General features: G+C 52.2%; 14 protein-coding genes. 5 read left to right on the forward strand and 9 right to left on the reverse strand.

The window, feature by feature from the left end; translation table 11 throughout:
- Positions 1 to 207 precede the first annotated feature (207 nt).
- From NA389_RS18750 to NA389_RS18760, 3 genes are read left to right on the forward strand one after another with little or no spacing between them, the layout of a single operon-like run.
- Positions 208 to 1,551 carry a PTS sugar transporter subunit IIC gene (locus NA389_RS18750; protein ID WP_000399320.1) on the forward strand — a complete coding sequence of 448 codons (1,344 nt, stop codon included), beginning with the start codon at positions 208 to 210 and terminating at the stop codon, positions 1,549 to 1,551.
- 29 nt (positions 1,552 to 1,580) lie between these two features.
- Positions 1,581 to 1,901, forward strand: a complete 321-nt coding sequence (locus NA389_RS18755) for a PTS sugar transporter subunit IIB (protein ID WP_000655399.1) — start codon at positions 1,581 to 1,583, stop codon at positions 1,899 to 1,901.
- A gap of 9 nt (positions 1,902 to 1,910) precedes the next feature.
- The gene (locus tag NA389_RS18760) at positions 1,911 to 3,398 is read left to right on the forward strand and encodes a sulfatase (protein ID WP_061377720.1); all 1,488 of its coding nucleotides are present in this window, start codon (positions 1,911 to 1,913) and stop codon (positions 3,396 to 3,398) included.
- A gap of 219 nt (positions 3,399 to 3,617) precedes the next feature.
- On the opposite strand, the gene artJ is transcribed toward NA389_RS18760, so the two are convergent.
- The 6 genes from artJ to NA389_RS18790 form a co-directional block, all read right to left on the reverse strand.
- A complete protein-coding gene (gene artJ, locus NA389_RS18765; RefSeq protein WP_000737537.1) occupies positions 3,618 to 4,349 on the reverse strand; it encodes an arginine ABC transporter substrate-binding protein ArtJ in 732 nt (243 codons plus the stop codon).
- Between the two features lie 236 nt (positions 4,350 to 4,585).
- Positions 4,586 to 5,254: an arginine ABC transporter permease ArtM gene (artM, locus tag NA389_RS18770; RefSeq protein ID WP_000895393.1), complete on the reverse strand. Its 669-nt coding sequence runs from the start codon at positions 5,252 to 5,254 to the stop codon at positions 4,586 to 4,588.
- Complete coding sequence (gene artQ, locus NA389_RS18775) at positions 5,254 to 5,970, reverse strand: arginine ABC transporter permease ArtQ (protein WP_001001677.1); 717 nt, start codon at positions 5,968 to 5,970, stop codon at positions 5,254 to 5,256. Before artQ ends, artM begins: the two co-directional genes overlap by 1 nt.
- 6 nt (positions 5,971 to 5,976) lie before the next feature.
- On the reverse strand, positions 5,977 to 6,708 hold the full coding sequence (gene artI / locus NA389_RS18780; RefSeq protein WP_000756586.1) for an arginine ABC transporter substrate-binding protein ArtI: 732 nt from the start codon (positions 6,706 to 6,708) through the stop codon (positions 5,977 to 5,979).
- A 17-nt stretch (positions 6,709 to 6,725) separates the two neighbouring features.
- Positions 6,726 to 7,454 carry an arginine ABC transporter ATP-binding protein ArtP gene (gene artP, locus NA389_RS18785; protein ID WP_000027186.1) on the reverse strand — a complete coding sequence of 243 codons (729 nt, stop codon included), beginning with the start codon at positions 7,452 to 7,454 and terminating at the stop codon, positions 6,726 to 6,728.
- Between the two features lie 228 nt (positions 7,455 to 7,682).
- Positions 7,683 to 8,198 carry a lipoprotein gene (locus NA389_RS18790; protein WP_001270724.1) on the reverse strand — a complete coding sequence of 172 codons (516 nt, stop codon included), beginning with the start codon at positions 8,196 to 8,198 and terminating at the stop codon, positions 7,683 to 7,685.
- 127 nt (positions 8,199 to 8,325) lie between these two features.
- On the opposite strand from NA389_RS18790, the gene NA389_RS18795 reads away from it, so the two are divergent.
- Entirely contained in the window at positions 8,326 to 8,649 is a 324-nt protein-coding gene (locus NA389_RS18795) for a heavy metal-binding domain-containing protein (RefSeq protein ID WP_001160725.1), read from the forward strand.
- Positions 8,646 to 9,476, forward strand: a complete 831-nt coding sequence (locus NA389_RS18800; protein ID WP_001202296.1) for an N-acetylmuramoyl-L-alanine amidase — start codon at positions 8,646 to 8,648, stop codon at positions 9,474 to 9,476. Before NA389_RS18795 ends, NA389_RS18800 begins: the two co-directional genes overlap by 4 nt.
- Here NA389_RS18800 and NA389_RS18805 read toward each other — a convergent pair.
- The 3 genes from NA389_RS18805 to ltaE form a co-directional block, all read right to left on the reverse strand.
- Positions 9,473 to 10,486: an NAD-dependent epimerase/dehydratase family protein gene (locus tag NA389_RS18805; RefSeq protein ID WP_000866907.1), complete on the reverse strand. Its 1,014-nt coding sequence runs from the start codon at positions 10,484 to 10,486 to the stop codon at positions 9,473 to 9,475. The two genes, NA389_RS18800 and NA389_RS18805, sit on opposite strands and share 4 nt — an antisense overlap.
- Before the next feature lie 95 nt (positions 10,487 to 10,581).
- Positions 10,582 to 12,015, reverse strand: a complete 1,434-nt coding sequence (locus NA389_RS18810; RefSeq protein WP_000079017.1) for an SDR family oxidoreductase — start codon at positions 12,013 to 12,015, stop codon at positions 10,582 to 10,584.
- 10 nt (positions 12,016 to 12,025) lie between these two features.
- Entirely contained in the window at positions 12,026 to 13,027 is a 1,002-nt protein-coding gene (gene ltaE / locus NA389_RS18815) for a low-specificity L-threonine aldolase (RefSeq protein ID WP_000566346.1), read from the reverse strand.
- Positions 13,028 to 13,037: the final 10 nt, after the last annotated feature.

Genomic DNA, 13,037 nt, shown 5'->3' on the forward strand with positions numbered 1-13,037 from the left:
CGATCGATCATGGTTATATATTAACCTATTTTTGCAAATCAAATCACAAATAATCACTTTAAATCTTTTAATGACTAATTTTGATTATTACAGTGCGTGTAAGGCAAAATTAGACAAGGTGGTTTATCGGGTAAATTTCAATAGCATCAGCGAAGCAATACGTAACGTCAGTAAAGGGGTCAATCATGACAACGAATAGGCACGCTTATGGAGGGCGTTCAGACGATGTTTGCCAAATTTATAGATGTTATTCAAACGTTTTTAACTGAACCGGCAATATTAATTGGGATATTAGTCGGTGTTGGCTATGCGCTGGATAAAAAGACGCCTATAAAAATTATCACCGGTATGATCAGCGCGATGGTCGGTTTGATGATGGTGTTATTTGGCGGCTTTCAATTTTCAGCCACTTTTAAACCGGTTGCAGAGGCAGTCAGCAAGGCTTATGGCGTGCATGGATACTTAATGGATTCATATGCCATGAAAGCCGCGACGCAAATAGCGCTGGGCGATAATTTCGGCTATGTAGGATACGTTTTTGTACTGGCATTTTTTACTAACCTGATATTAGTTTTATTTGGCCGTTATACCGGCGCAAAAGGTATATTTCTTACCGGTAATACCGGGGTCTCACATTCACAGGCGGTACTGTGGTTAATTGTCTTCTGGCTGGGGTTCGGTTGGGTACAATCCATTGTGATTGCCGGGGTATTGACCGGGGTTTTTTGGGCGTTTTCAACCACGCTTATTGTTAACCCCATTGCCAAAGTGACCAATAACGCCGGTTTTACCATCGCGCATAACCAGATGTTGGGACTGTGGTTTTTCTCGAAATTCGCGCATAAATTCGGCGATCCGGAAAAGCATGACGCCGAAAACCTGAAACTTCCCGGTTGGTTAGCCATTTTTAACCACAACGTGACGGCAATCGCCATTGTGATGACGCTCTTCGTTGGCGGTTTTTTATTGGCGACAGGGATCGATAACGTACAGTTAATGGCGAAAGGCAAACCCTGGTATATCTATATCATCAATCTGGGCCTGCAATTCTCTATGTATATGGTCATCTTGCTGCAGGGCGTGCGGATGATGGTAGGCGAAATTAACGGTTCGTTTAAAGGATGGCAGGATCGCTTTATTCCTAACGCTATACCGGCTGTGGATGTTGCTGCTTTATTACCTTTTTCGCCGAACGCGGCCACGCTGGGATTCGTCTTTTGTACCTTCGGCACGATTTTTTCCATGGGCATTCTGCTGCTCATCCATAGCCCTATTATGGTATTGCCTGGTTTTGTTCCGCTCTTCTTTTCCGGCGGTCCTATCGGCGTATTAGCCAACCGAATGGGGGGATATCGTTCCGTTATTATTTGTACTTTCCTGTTAGGGATTATTCAGACTTTCGGTACGGTATGGGCCATTCCTTTAACCGGGCTGGCAAAAGAAGGCGTGGGCTGGACGGGAATATTTGACTGGGCGACTCTGTGGCCTGCAATTTGTGAATTACTGAAATTTATTGCTTCAACGTTCCATCTAGGTCCTTATTCCATTTAATTGATTCGGTTTATATAAAGGATTTTATTATGAAAGATTCTGTAAATATTTTATTCGTATGCGGTTATGGTGTAGGCAGTAGCGTAATGCTACAGACTGTGGTTAAAAAAGCGTTAGCAAAATATGACTTCTCTTTTGATATGGAGCATACGGCAGCGGGAGAGGTCGGTGGATTTACCGACTGGGCAGATATTTATGCGATTTCAAAAAAATTGCTTGATGTCGTTAGCCTCGATCCTAAACACGGACAATATCTCATTCCCATTGAAAATATCATGGATGGCGAATCAATAGGTAAACAGATTTACGATGTGGTAGAGAAAAATTTTCCGCACCTGCTCAACAAATGAGGCTGAGTCATGAAAGCGATTATTCTGCTGTTTGACAGTCTGAATAAAAACTATTTGCCGCCCTATGGCGATTTGCTAACGAAAGCGCCTAACTTTCAACGCCTGGCGGCACATGCCGCCACCTTTGACAATAGTTATGTCGGCAGTATGCCCTGTATGCCAGCCCGTCGGGAACTGCACACCGGGCGCTATAATTTCCTGCATCGTGATTGGGGCCCGCTGGAACCCTTTGATGATTCCATGCCGGAATTATTGAAAAAAGCGGGGATCTACACCCATCTTATCAGCGATCATTTGCATTACTGGGAAGACGGCGGCGGTAACTACCATAACCGCTATAGCTCCTGGGACGTAGTACGCGGTCAGGAGGGCGATCACTGGAAGGCAAGTGTTGGCGAGCCGCCCATTCCGGAAGTACTGCGCGTTCCACAAAAACAAACCGGAGGCGGCGTTTCCGGGCTATGGCGTCATGACTGGGCGAACCGCGAATACATCCAGCAGGAAGCCGATTTTCCCCAGACGAAAGTTTTTGACGCCGGGTGCGATTTTATCCATAAAAATCATGCCGAAGATAACTGGTTATTGCAGGTTGAGACGTTCGATCCGCATGAACCGTTTTATACCACCGAGGAATATTTATCGCTCTATGACGATGAGTGGCAAGGCCCGCATTATGACTGGCCGCGCGGCAAAGTCAGTGAAAGCGAGGAGGCGATAGCGCATATTCGCTGTCGTTATCGGGCCCTGGTTTCCATGTGCGACCGCAATCTTGGACGTATCCTTGATCTGATGGATGAACACGATCTCTGGCGCGATACGATGCTGATTGTCGGTACCGATCACGGCTTCTTGCTGGGGGAGCACGGTTGGTGGGCTAAAAATCAAATGCCCTATTATAACGAGGTGGCTAATAACCCGCTGTTTATCTGGGACCCGCGCAGCGCGGTATGCGGAGCGCGGCGGCAGTCGCTGGTGCAGATGATTGACTGGGCGCCAACGCTACTGGATTATTTTCAACAACCTATTCCCGCAGATATGCAGGGCCAACCGCTGGCGAAAGTCATTGCCAGTGATGAACCCGTCAGGGAAGGCGCGCTGTTTGGCGTGTTTAGCGGACATGTTAATGTTACCGACGGACGGTATGTTTATATGCGGGCCGCGCAGCCGGGGCGTGAGCATGACATTGCGAACTACACGTTAATGCCGATCAAGATGAATGCGCGTTATGACGTGGATGAACTGGGAAAATTATCTCTGGCACCTCCGTTTAAATTCACTAAAGGGCTTCAGGTATTACGTATTCCGGCCAGGGAAAAATATAAAGGTGTGAATAGCTTTGGTCATCTCTTGTTTGATCTCAGAGACGATCCGCAGCAGCAACATCCTATTCATGATGAGGCCATCGAAGCAAGGATGATCAACTTACTTATCCGTTTGATGAAAGAAAATGATGCTCCGGCGGAGCAGTATCGCCGTCTGGGTCTGGATGTTATCTAAAAACGTAACAATGTTGTAAGCCGGGTACGCGTCAGCGTCACCCGGCAAGTATTAGTCCGAATCGCCTGTTGATGCAGGCGTTTGAGACTGATGACAAACTGTAGAATGCTCAATGGCGCTGCGCTTATCAGGCCTGGATAGTTTCCTGATGGCGACCCGTGGGCTGAATAAGGTATTTATACTGCCATTTCGCAACACGGTGGGCTAATCACATACGTCTTACTGCGGGAACCACTGATCGCTGATTTTCTGATAAGTGCCGTCCGCTTTAATGGCGGCCAGCGCATCATTCAGTTTTTCCAGCAACGCCTTATTGTCCGGGCGCACCGCGATGCCAAGTCCGGTACCGAAGTATTGCGGATCGGTCACTTTCTCTGTTGCCGGACCCAGTTGCGGATTCGTTTTCAGCCACTCATTGACCACTGCGGTATCGCCAAAGACACCGTCAATACGGCCATTTTTCAGGTCGATAATCGCATTCTGGTAGCTGTCGTAGGCCACGGTTTTGACCTCCGGATGTTTATCCTGGAGATATTTTTGATGCGTGGTGCCATTTTCCATACCGATACGCTTACCTTTTAGATCGGTAAAGGTCTTATAGGTGTCTTTTTTGGCAATCACCAGCGCGGAGTTCGCATAATAGGGATTGCTAAAGGCGACCTGCTTACTGCGCTCCGGGGTAATGTCCATTCCGGAAATGACGGCATCATATTTTCTGAATTTCAGCGCCGGGATAAGACTATCGAAAGCATGATTGGTAAAAGTACATTCTGCCTGCATTTGCTTGCATAATGCGGTTGCCAGATCGATATCGAAGCCCACAATTTTATTACTCGCATCCAGGGATTCAAACGGGGGATAGGTGGCGGAAACCCCGAAATTGATTTTTTCAGCGGCGATGCTGCCAGTGGCGAAAGAGGCGAGTAATGCAGCCAGAACTAACTTTTTCATGATGTCACTCCCGTTATCTTATGATTATGCGCCGTGTCTGCGGCATAGATTTACAATGCCATCAATTGAATTTATATGCAATAAAAATGATTAAATATTTTTAAATGGATAAAAAAAGACGGACAAGTTAACCACTTGTCCGTCGGGTTTATTCAATATTATGCATCGTAGGCTTGATAAGCGCAGCGCCATCTGACCATTGTCGAACGGCGGCGAGAATGCCTTATCCTGCCTGGTTAATTGCGCCGCTCAAACGCCAGGGCTTTACGCTCAATCAAACGCATCATCAGCGTCAATAGACCGTTGACGACCAGATAAATTACGCCTGCCGCGCCAAATACCATCACATCGTAGGTACGACCATAGAGCAACTGACTGTACCCCATGACCTCCATCAAGGTGATGGTATAGGCCAGCGAGGTACTTTTGAAGACCAGTACCACCTCATTAGAATAGGAGGAGAGGGCGCGTTTAAACGCATAGGGCAACAAAATCGCCAGCGTATCTTTCTTACTCATCCCCAGCGCGCCGCAGGACTGCCACTGACCTTCCGGAATCGCGCGAATCGCGCCATAAAATAGCTGCGTGGTATAAGCGGCGCTGTTTAGCGACAACGCGATCAGTGCGCACAGCCACGGTTCAGACAGTAGATGCCAGAGTAGCGGATACTCTTGCAGTGTCGGGAATTGACCGGGTCCGTAGTAGATCAGGAAAATTTGCACCAACAACGGCGTACCGGTAAACAACGTGATATAGCCGCGCACCAGCCACACCACGAACGGCGTTTTTAGTGTCAGGATAATGGTAAAAACTAACGCCAGCACCAAAGCGACGGCAATAGAAGCCACGGTCAGCGTCAGGCTGGTGTGTAGCCCTTTTAGCAGTTCAGGTAAATACTCAAGCATTAGTCCGGCCTCCGCTCAAAACGTGTCGCGCGCAGGTCTATGCGTTTGAGAATGTACTGACTGATCAGCGTAATGACCAGGTAAATAGCCGCCGCAATAATGTACCAGTTAAACGGTTCCTGGGTGCGTGTGGCAATACTTTTGGTCTGCAACATTAGATCGTTAACGCTGATAAGGCTGACCAGAGCCGTATCTTTTAGCAACACCAGCCACTGATTACCCAGCCCTGGCAGAGCGTGACGCCACATCTGCGGCATCACTAGACGGAAAAAAATCGCCGTCTTTGATAATCCCAGTGCCTGACCCGACTCCCACTGACCAGACGGAACGGCTTTCAGCGCGCCGCGTAGCGTCTGCGACGCATAGGCCGCATACAGCAGGGACAACGCAATCACGCCGCACAGGAACGGACTGACGTCAAAGTTCTCAATCTCCATTTGCACCGGGATCTGCGTAAAGCCGAGATGGAGGGTAAACCCGTCAGACAGCGTAAGCAGGAGTTGCGAGGAGCCGAAATAGATAAACAGCACCACCAGAATTTCCGGCAGGCCGCGCAAAATAGTGACCAGCGCGGAGCCTATCCAGGCAATCGGGCGCCATTTTACGGACTCCCAGACGGCAAAGAACATGGCTAACGCGAGGCCAATGATCAGCGCACAGACGGCAAGGCCGACGGTCATCCCGGCGGCGCTTGCTAAAGGAAAAAATTCGTTCATCAAAGATTACTTCTGGAACCATTTGTTATAGATGGTCTCGTAAGTCCCATCTTTCTTCACTTTTTCCAGCGCAGTATTGAATTTCTGCTGCAGCTCGGTGTTGCCCTGACGTACCGCGATACCCAGGCCGGTGCCGAAATAATCTTTATCGGTGACTTTATCGCCGACCGGTGCCAGCTTAGGATTGGCTTTCAGCCATTCGGTCACGACCGCCGTGTCGCCGAAAACAGCGTCGATACGGCCATTTTGTAGATCCAGCTTCGCGTTCTGATAGCTGTCATACGGTACGGTGGTGATTTCCGGATGCTTATCCATGATGAATTTCTGGTGCGTCGTACCGTTCTGCACGCCGACTTTCTTACCTTTCAGTTGATCGACGCTGGTGTATTTGCCCTGCTGACCCACGAACAGCGCGGAGTTGTCGTAATATGGCGTGGTAAACAGCACCTGCTTTTCACGTTCCGGCGTGATATCCATTCCCGCCATTACAGCGTCGAAGCGGCGGAATTTCAGGCTGGGGATCAGGCTGTCGAACGCCTGATTGGTAAAGGTACAGGAGGCGTCGATCTCTTTACATAGCGCGTTGGCCAGGTCGACGTCAAAGCCGACAATCTTGTTATTAGCATCCATCGATTCGAACGGCGGATAGGACGCTTCGGTCGCAAAACGAATGGTCTGGGCTGCTGTAGCGGAAAGGCTAAAGCCTGCAATTAGCGCGGCAATCAGAACTTTTTTCATTGTCATTGTCCCGAATCTTAGTGAGAGAGATAGTTTTTGAACGCTTCGGTCTGAGGGTGGGCAAAGCAACCCGCATCACCGTGCTCGACGATGTGACCATTTTCCATATAAATCACACGACTGGCGGTCTTACGCGCCACTTCGACTTCATGCGTAACGATCACCTGAGTAATGTTCGTTTCCGCCAGCTCATGAATAATGCTGACGATTTGAGCGGTAATTTCCGGGTCCAGCGCGGCGGTCGGTTCATCAAACAGCAGCACCTGCGGCTCCATCATCAGTGCGCGGGCAATCGCGACGCGCTGCTGCTGACCGCCGGAAAGATGCAACGGATAACGATCGCTATAGGGCTTCAGACGTAAACGCTCCAGCAGCTTTTCTGCGCGCGCCAGCGCCTGATCTTTTGTCAGACCCAGTACGCGGCAGGGCGCTTCAATCAGATTCTGCACAACGGTGAGATGCGGCCAAAGATTATATTGCTGAAAGACCATTCCGACATTTTGACGTAGCTCACGAATCGCCTTATCGGACGGCGTTTTCGTAAAATCAAAATGGTTCCCGGCGATAGTCAGAGTGCCGGAGCGCGGCATCTCAAGCAGATTGAGTACACGCAGCAGCGAACTTTTACCCGCCCCGCTTGGGCCAAGCAACACCAGCGTTTCGCCTTCGGGGCAATCCAGCGTGATATCGAACAGCGCCTGATGCGCGCCGTAAAAGCAATTAATGCCGTTTAATTGAATACTCATTGACACTCGTATACAGGCAGTCTGATAGCTATTGAAGCCGCAGATAGTACCTTTCGCAGAATAGTTATGCAATATTTATGCGTTAAAAGTTAAATATATCCCACATTCTTCCCTAAACATAGCACAAAATAGCAGGAGGAATAGTAGGTAAGAAGAATTGTCGGCATCCCGGGCAGAATGCCAGACAATTTACGGGGTTATGGGTGCAAAAGCGGGGAATACTGGCTGTTAACGGTTTTCTATCGACTGGCGCAGCGTACCGGCAGGGGCATGGACATCTCCGCCCAGATAGCGAACGTCGTCAATCACCCAGCATGAGCCTTCGTGAATCATAAGGACCTCATCCTGCCAGCTTTGATCGCCCTGTTTTAACGCTACCCGCAGAGGAATGTTGCGCGCATCTCGGTTCGGAATGGTTGATGCGCTGGCGACGTTGGCGCTATCCGGCAGCGTAGCGCGGCTGGAGAACAGATCGCCGCTCATCAACTGGCGGTGCTCCGTATCGCGGCTGGCGTCGGTCAACAATTTCGCCAGGTTATCACTCAAGTAGGGGCGAAGCGCGGCGATATCATTGCTGTGGTGTTGAATACGGTAGTCGTAAAATTGTTGAGCCACGCTGTCCGGGCCGCCTTCCACACACGCGCCGATACGCGGGCCATTATCTTTGTAGGCGGGAGTGACGGTCGTACAGGCGCTAAGCAGAAGCGCGCACGGGATGAGCAAAGAGAGTTTAGAATAGCGCATGATGATTTCCTTATAGGCGATCGAGCAAAAACCGATCTACGATAATCAATTATATCCTTTCAATGATAGCGTATCAGCTTGATAATGCGTTTGAGATCGTGTGCTTAGCTAACCTGGGAGATTCACTATGCAGTTTTCAACAACCCCAACGCTGGAAGGACAAAGCATCGTGGAGTATTGCGGTGTGGTAACGGGCGAAGCCATTTTAGGTGCCAATATTTTCCGCGATTTTTTCGCCGGCATTCGGGATATCGTCGGCGGACGTTCCGGCGCGTATGAGAAAGAGCTGCGTAAAGCGCGTGAAATCGCTTTCCAGGAACTTGGCGAGCAGGCTAAAGCGTTGGGCGCCGATGCGGTGGTAGGCATCGATATTGATTACGAAACTGTCGGCAAGGATGGCAGTATGCTGATGGTCAGCGTCAGCGGAACGGCGGTGAAAACGCGCCGATGAGAGCGCTACTGTGGCTGGTGGGTCTCGCGTTGCTGTTAACAGGCTGCGCGAGCGAAAAAGGAATTATCGATAAAGAGGGATATCAGCTTGATACCCGACATCGGGCGCAGGCGGCCTATCCGCGCATTAAAGTCCTGGTGATTCACTATACGGCGGAAAACTTTGACGTTTCGCTGGCGACGTTAACGGGTCGCAACGTCAGTTCGCATTACCTGATTCCCGCAACCCCGCCATTATATGGCGGTAAACCGCGCATCTGGCAACTGGTGCCGGAACAGGATCAGGCCTGGCATGCGGGCGTCAGTTTCTGGCGAGGCGCCACGCGTCTCAATGATACGTCTATTGGCATTGAGCTGGAAAATCGCGGCTGGCGAATGTCCGGCGGGGTGAAATCTTTCGCGCCGTTTGAATCCGCGCAAATTCAGGCATTGATTCCGTTAGCGAAGGACATTATCGCGCGCTATGACATCAAACCGCAGAATGTGGTGGCCCATGCGGATATCGCGCCGCAGCGTAAAGACGATCCCGGCCCGCGCTTCCCGTGGCGCGAGCTGGCGGCGCAGGGGATTGGCGCCTGGCCTGACGCCCAGCGTGTAGCGTTTTATCTGGCTGGACGCGCGCCGTATACGCCAGTCGATACCGCAACGGTGCTTGCGTTACTCTCGCGCTATGGTTATGAAGTCAAAGCCGATATGACGACACGCGAGCAGCAGCGGGTGATTATGGCGTTCCAGATGCACTTCCGTCCGGCGCAATGGAACGGTATCGCAGATGCCGAAACGCAGGCGATTGCCGAAGCATTACTGGAGAAGTACGGCCAGGATTAACGCGGTAAATTTCCGTGATCGCGTAGCCAGGCGGCGGTGCGTTCAATGCCTTCGTCCAGCGTGACGATGGGCTGGTAGCCCAGCTCTTCCTGCGCGCGAGTCGTATCGAGCGTAAAATCAAAATTCAGTTTTGACACGCCGTAATGCGTTAGCGGGGGCTCTTTGGCGGATTTTTTGCCGAAGCGCTCCATACTGCGGGCGATCATATCCAGCATCGGGTAAGGCACAGAGCGAATGCGGCAGTCGATAGTCAGTTCATCTATTAACTTTTGTACGATGCTGCGTAAGGTGCGGTTTTCGCCGTTAGTGATGTTATAAGCGCGGCCAGAAGGCAGATGATCGCAGCCCGGCTGGCTGGCCAGCCACATGGCGTGGATCGCATTTTCATAGTAGGTCATATCGACCAGCGCGCTGCCCCCGTGCGGTAATAAGACGCTACCGTAATGGTGCATCATATGCGCCAGACGTGGGATAAATACTTTATCGTGCGGGCCAAACAGGCTTTGCGGACGCAACACCGTAAAACGTGTTTGCGGATTAGCCTGCGCCAGCAGATTAATCACCTCTTCACCGGCGGCTTTACTGCGGGCGAACTCATTGGCAAACCGATGCGGACGGAAATCTTCTTTGATATCACGGTGATGGTGGTAATCAAAATAGAGTGAGGGAGAGGAGATATGAATAAAATTGCGCACGCCCCAGGCGACCGCCCATTCTCCCAGGCGGCGGGTGGCGCGAACATTCGCCAGATCGAAAGCTTGTTGGGTTCCCCAGGGCGAGGTAAAGCTGGAGCAGTGCCACAACGTGTCGATCCCGGCGAGCATCACTTTAGCCTGCGAGGAGACCAGTTCGGTTAAATCCGCATGGACGAACTCCGCGCCCATTTTTTCAAGCAGCTTGCCCATCGCTTCATTGCGACCCGTCGCTCTGACGCTGATGCCTTTATTGCGCAAAAATTCAACCGCGTTTCGACCTAAGCCGCTGGTGGCGCCGGTAACCAGTACCTTCATATCAATCCACTGTGTTTAATAAACCGTCGTGCGCATTCTTCCGTGAATTACGTCGGTATGCAATGGGAAACACGAAAGAATACAGCAACTTTTTCTCATTTTTCTGTGATTTGTTCTGCAAGTCGGGCAATACGCCTTGCCATTCCCCGGAAAATAAACAGGTGCGCCGGGATCATCAGTAGCCAGTAAATCAGGCCCGGCATTCCGTGTGGATGCCACCAGGCGCGCACGTCAATTTCGCGGTAGCGGCCTTTATCGTGCAGCGTGAAGCTAAGCCGCCCCAGACCCGGCGCTTTCATGCCAAACAAGAGCGTGAGCTGTTTTTCTGGTTCGACAATGATCACTTTCCAGCTATCTACCGTATCGCCAGGCTTGAGCAAGGTATGCGACGGGCGGCCTTTCGCCAGTTTATGCCCCACCAGACGATCCATCGCGGCGCGCGTCTGCCACAAAATATTGCCGAAAAAATAGCCCTCTTTGCCACCCAGCCGATTTACGACCTGCCAGAGCGCCGATAGGCTGGCCGGGGTCTGCGCGGTAAAGCCCGCCTGCTTTGGAAAATAGCCGTATTCGGGACGCCAGCGGGCGAAGGCCAGCGCGTCGTAGCCCCAGTCGCTGGAGTTCACCAGTTTTTCTTCTTCTTTTAGCGTGCGGCGAACGGCGTCATCAAAGGTGATAAGCGTTTGGGGGATCAACTTTTTTAACGCGGCGTCATCGGCCAGCAAATCGTGCCTTAACCCCTGGATTAAGGCTTTTGCGGTAGTCGGCGGCACAGAGGTAATGACGTTTAAAAACCAGACCGAAATCCAGCGGGTCGGAAAAGGCACCGGGATCAGCGGACGCCGTTTACCGCTGACGGCCATAAAACGTTCAAACTGCTGCTGATAGCTTAATACCTGCGGCCCGGCGGCTTCCAGAATACGATGCTCGCGCGCAGGGTGGTCCAGTAAGCCGACCAGGTAGTAGAGTAAATTTTCCAGAGCGATGGGCGTGGTGCGCGAACGCACCCAGCGCGGCGGCGTGAGTATTGGCAGGTTGTAAACCATGTCACGCATGACTTCGAAGGCGGCGGAGCCTGCGCCGACGATGATCCCGGCGCGTAATTCCGTCACCGGCACGCCTGCGTCGCGCAGTGTGTCAGCCGTAAGCTGGCGGGCGCGCAGGTGATCGGATTGCTCATGCGTCGGCGCCTGCAATGAACTGAGGAAAATAAGTTGTTTAACCGGCGTCTGGCGCAGCGCGTCGCGCACGTTGAGCGCCGCCTGACGCTCATGGGCGATAAAATCGCCGCCTTCGCCCATGCCGTGTACCAGATAGTAAACGGTATCAATGTCGCGAAGCAGTGCGGGTAAATTTTCCGGCCAGTGCAGATCGACCTTATGACAACTGACGTTGGCGAGGCGCTGTTTTTCCAGACGTTCGACGCGCCGCGCCGCCGCCCGCACCTGATGCCCTTGCTGACTTAGCGCAAAGACCAGGTGCTGGCCAATATAGCCGCTGGCGCCGAGAACCAGAATGCGTTGCGCCACGTTGCTCTCCTTAGCGGGCTAAAAAGGCGCGCCAGTGGGCGACGACGTCGGCAAGCTGTTCGCGAGAGACATCCAGATGCGTCACCAGACGCACAATCGGCGCGGCGTTAATCAGGATATTCCGTTCCCGTAAATAGTCGCCAAGCGCGGCGGCCTGTGCTTCGCCAACGCGAACAAACAGCATATTCGTTTCGTGGCGCATGACCTCCGCGCCCGCTTCCCGAAGCTGCTGCGCCAGCCAGGCGGCGTTATCATGATCCTCTTGCAGACGCGCCACGTTATGCTTCAGCGCATACAGTCCGGCCGCTGCCAGAATCCCGGCCTGACGCATTCCGCCGCCGACCATTTTACGCCAGCGCGTCGCGCGTTTAATGTAATCGCGGTTGCCGACCAGCAGCGAACCGACCGGCGTTCCGAGACCTTTTGACAGGCAGATGGTAAAAGAGTCGCAATACTGCGTAATCTCTTTTAACTCACAGCCGTAGGCAACCACCGCGTTAAAAATTCGGGCGCCGTCAACGTGCAGCGCCAGCCCACGTTCGCGGGTAAACGTCCAGGCGTCTTTCAGATACGCGCGCGGCAGCACTTTCCCGTTATGCGTATTTTCCAGACTGAGCAAGCGCGTACGCGCGAAGTGGATGTCATCCGCTTTAATCTTCGCCGCCACGTTCTCCAGCGGCAGCGTACCGTCCGCGGCGGCGTCGATGGGCTGCGGCTGAATGCTGCCGAGCACCGCAGCGCCGCCAGCTTCATAGAGATAATTATGCGCGCCCTGACCAACGATATACTCTTCGCCGCGTTCACAATGGCTAAGTAGCGCGACCAGATTGGCCTGGGTGCCGGTGGGTAAAAAAAGCGCCGCTTCTTTACCGGAAAGGTCGGCGGCGTAGCGCTGAAGGGCGTTAACGGTAGGGTCATCGCCGTATACGTCGTCCCCGACCGGGGCGGTCATCATCGCCTCGAGCATGGCGCGGCCCGGTCGGGTAACGGTATCACTGCGTAAATCAATCATGGCACATCCC

It is taken from the genome of Salmonella sp. NW645 (assembly GCF_051703725.1).
Lineage (GTDB): Bacteria > Pseudomonadota > Gammaproteobacteria > Enterobacterales > Enterobacteriaceae > Salmonella > Salmonella enterica.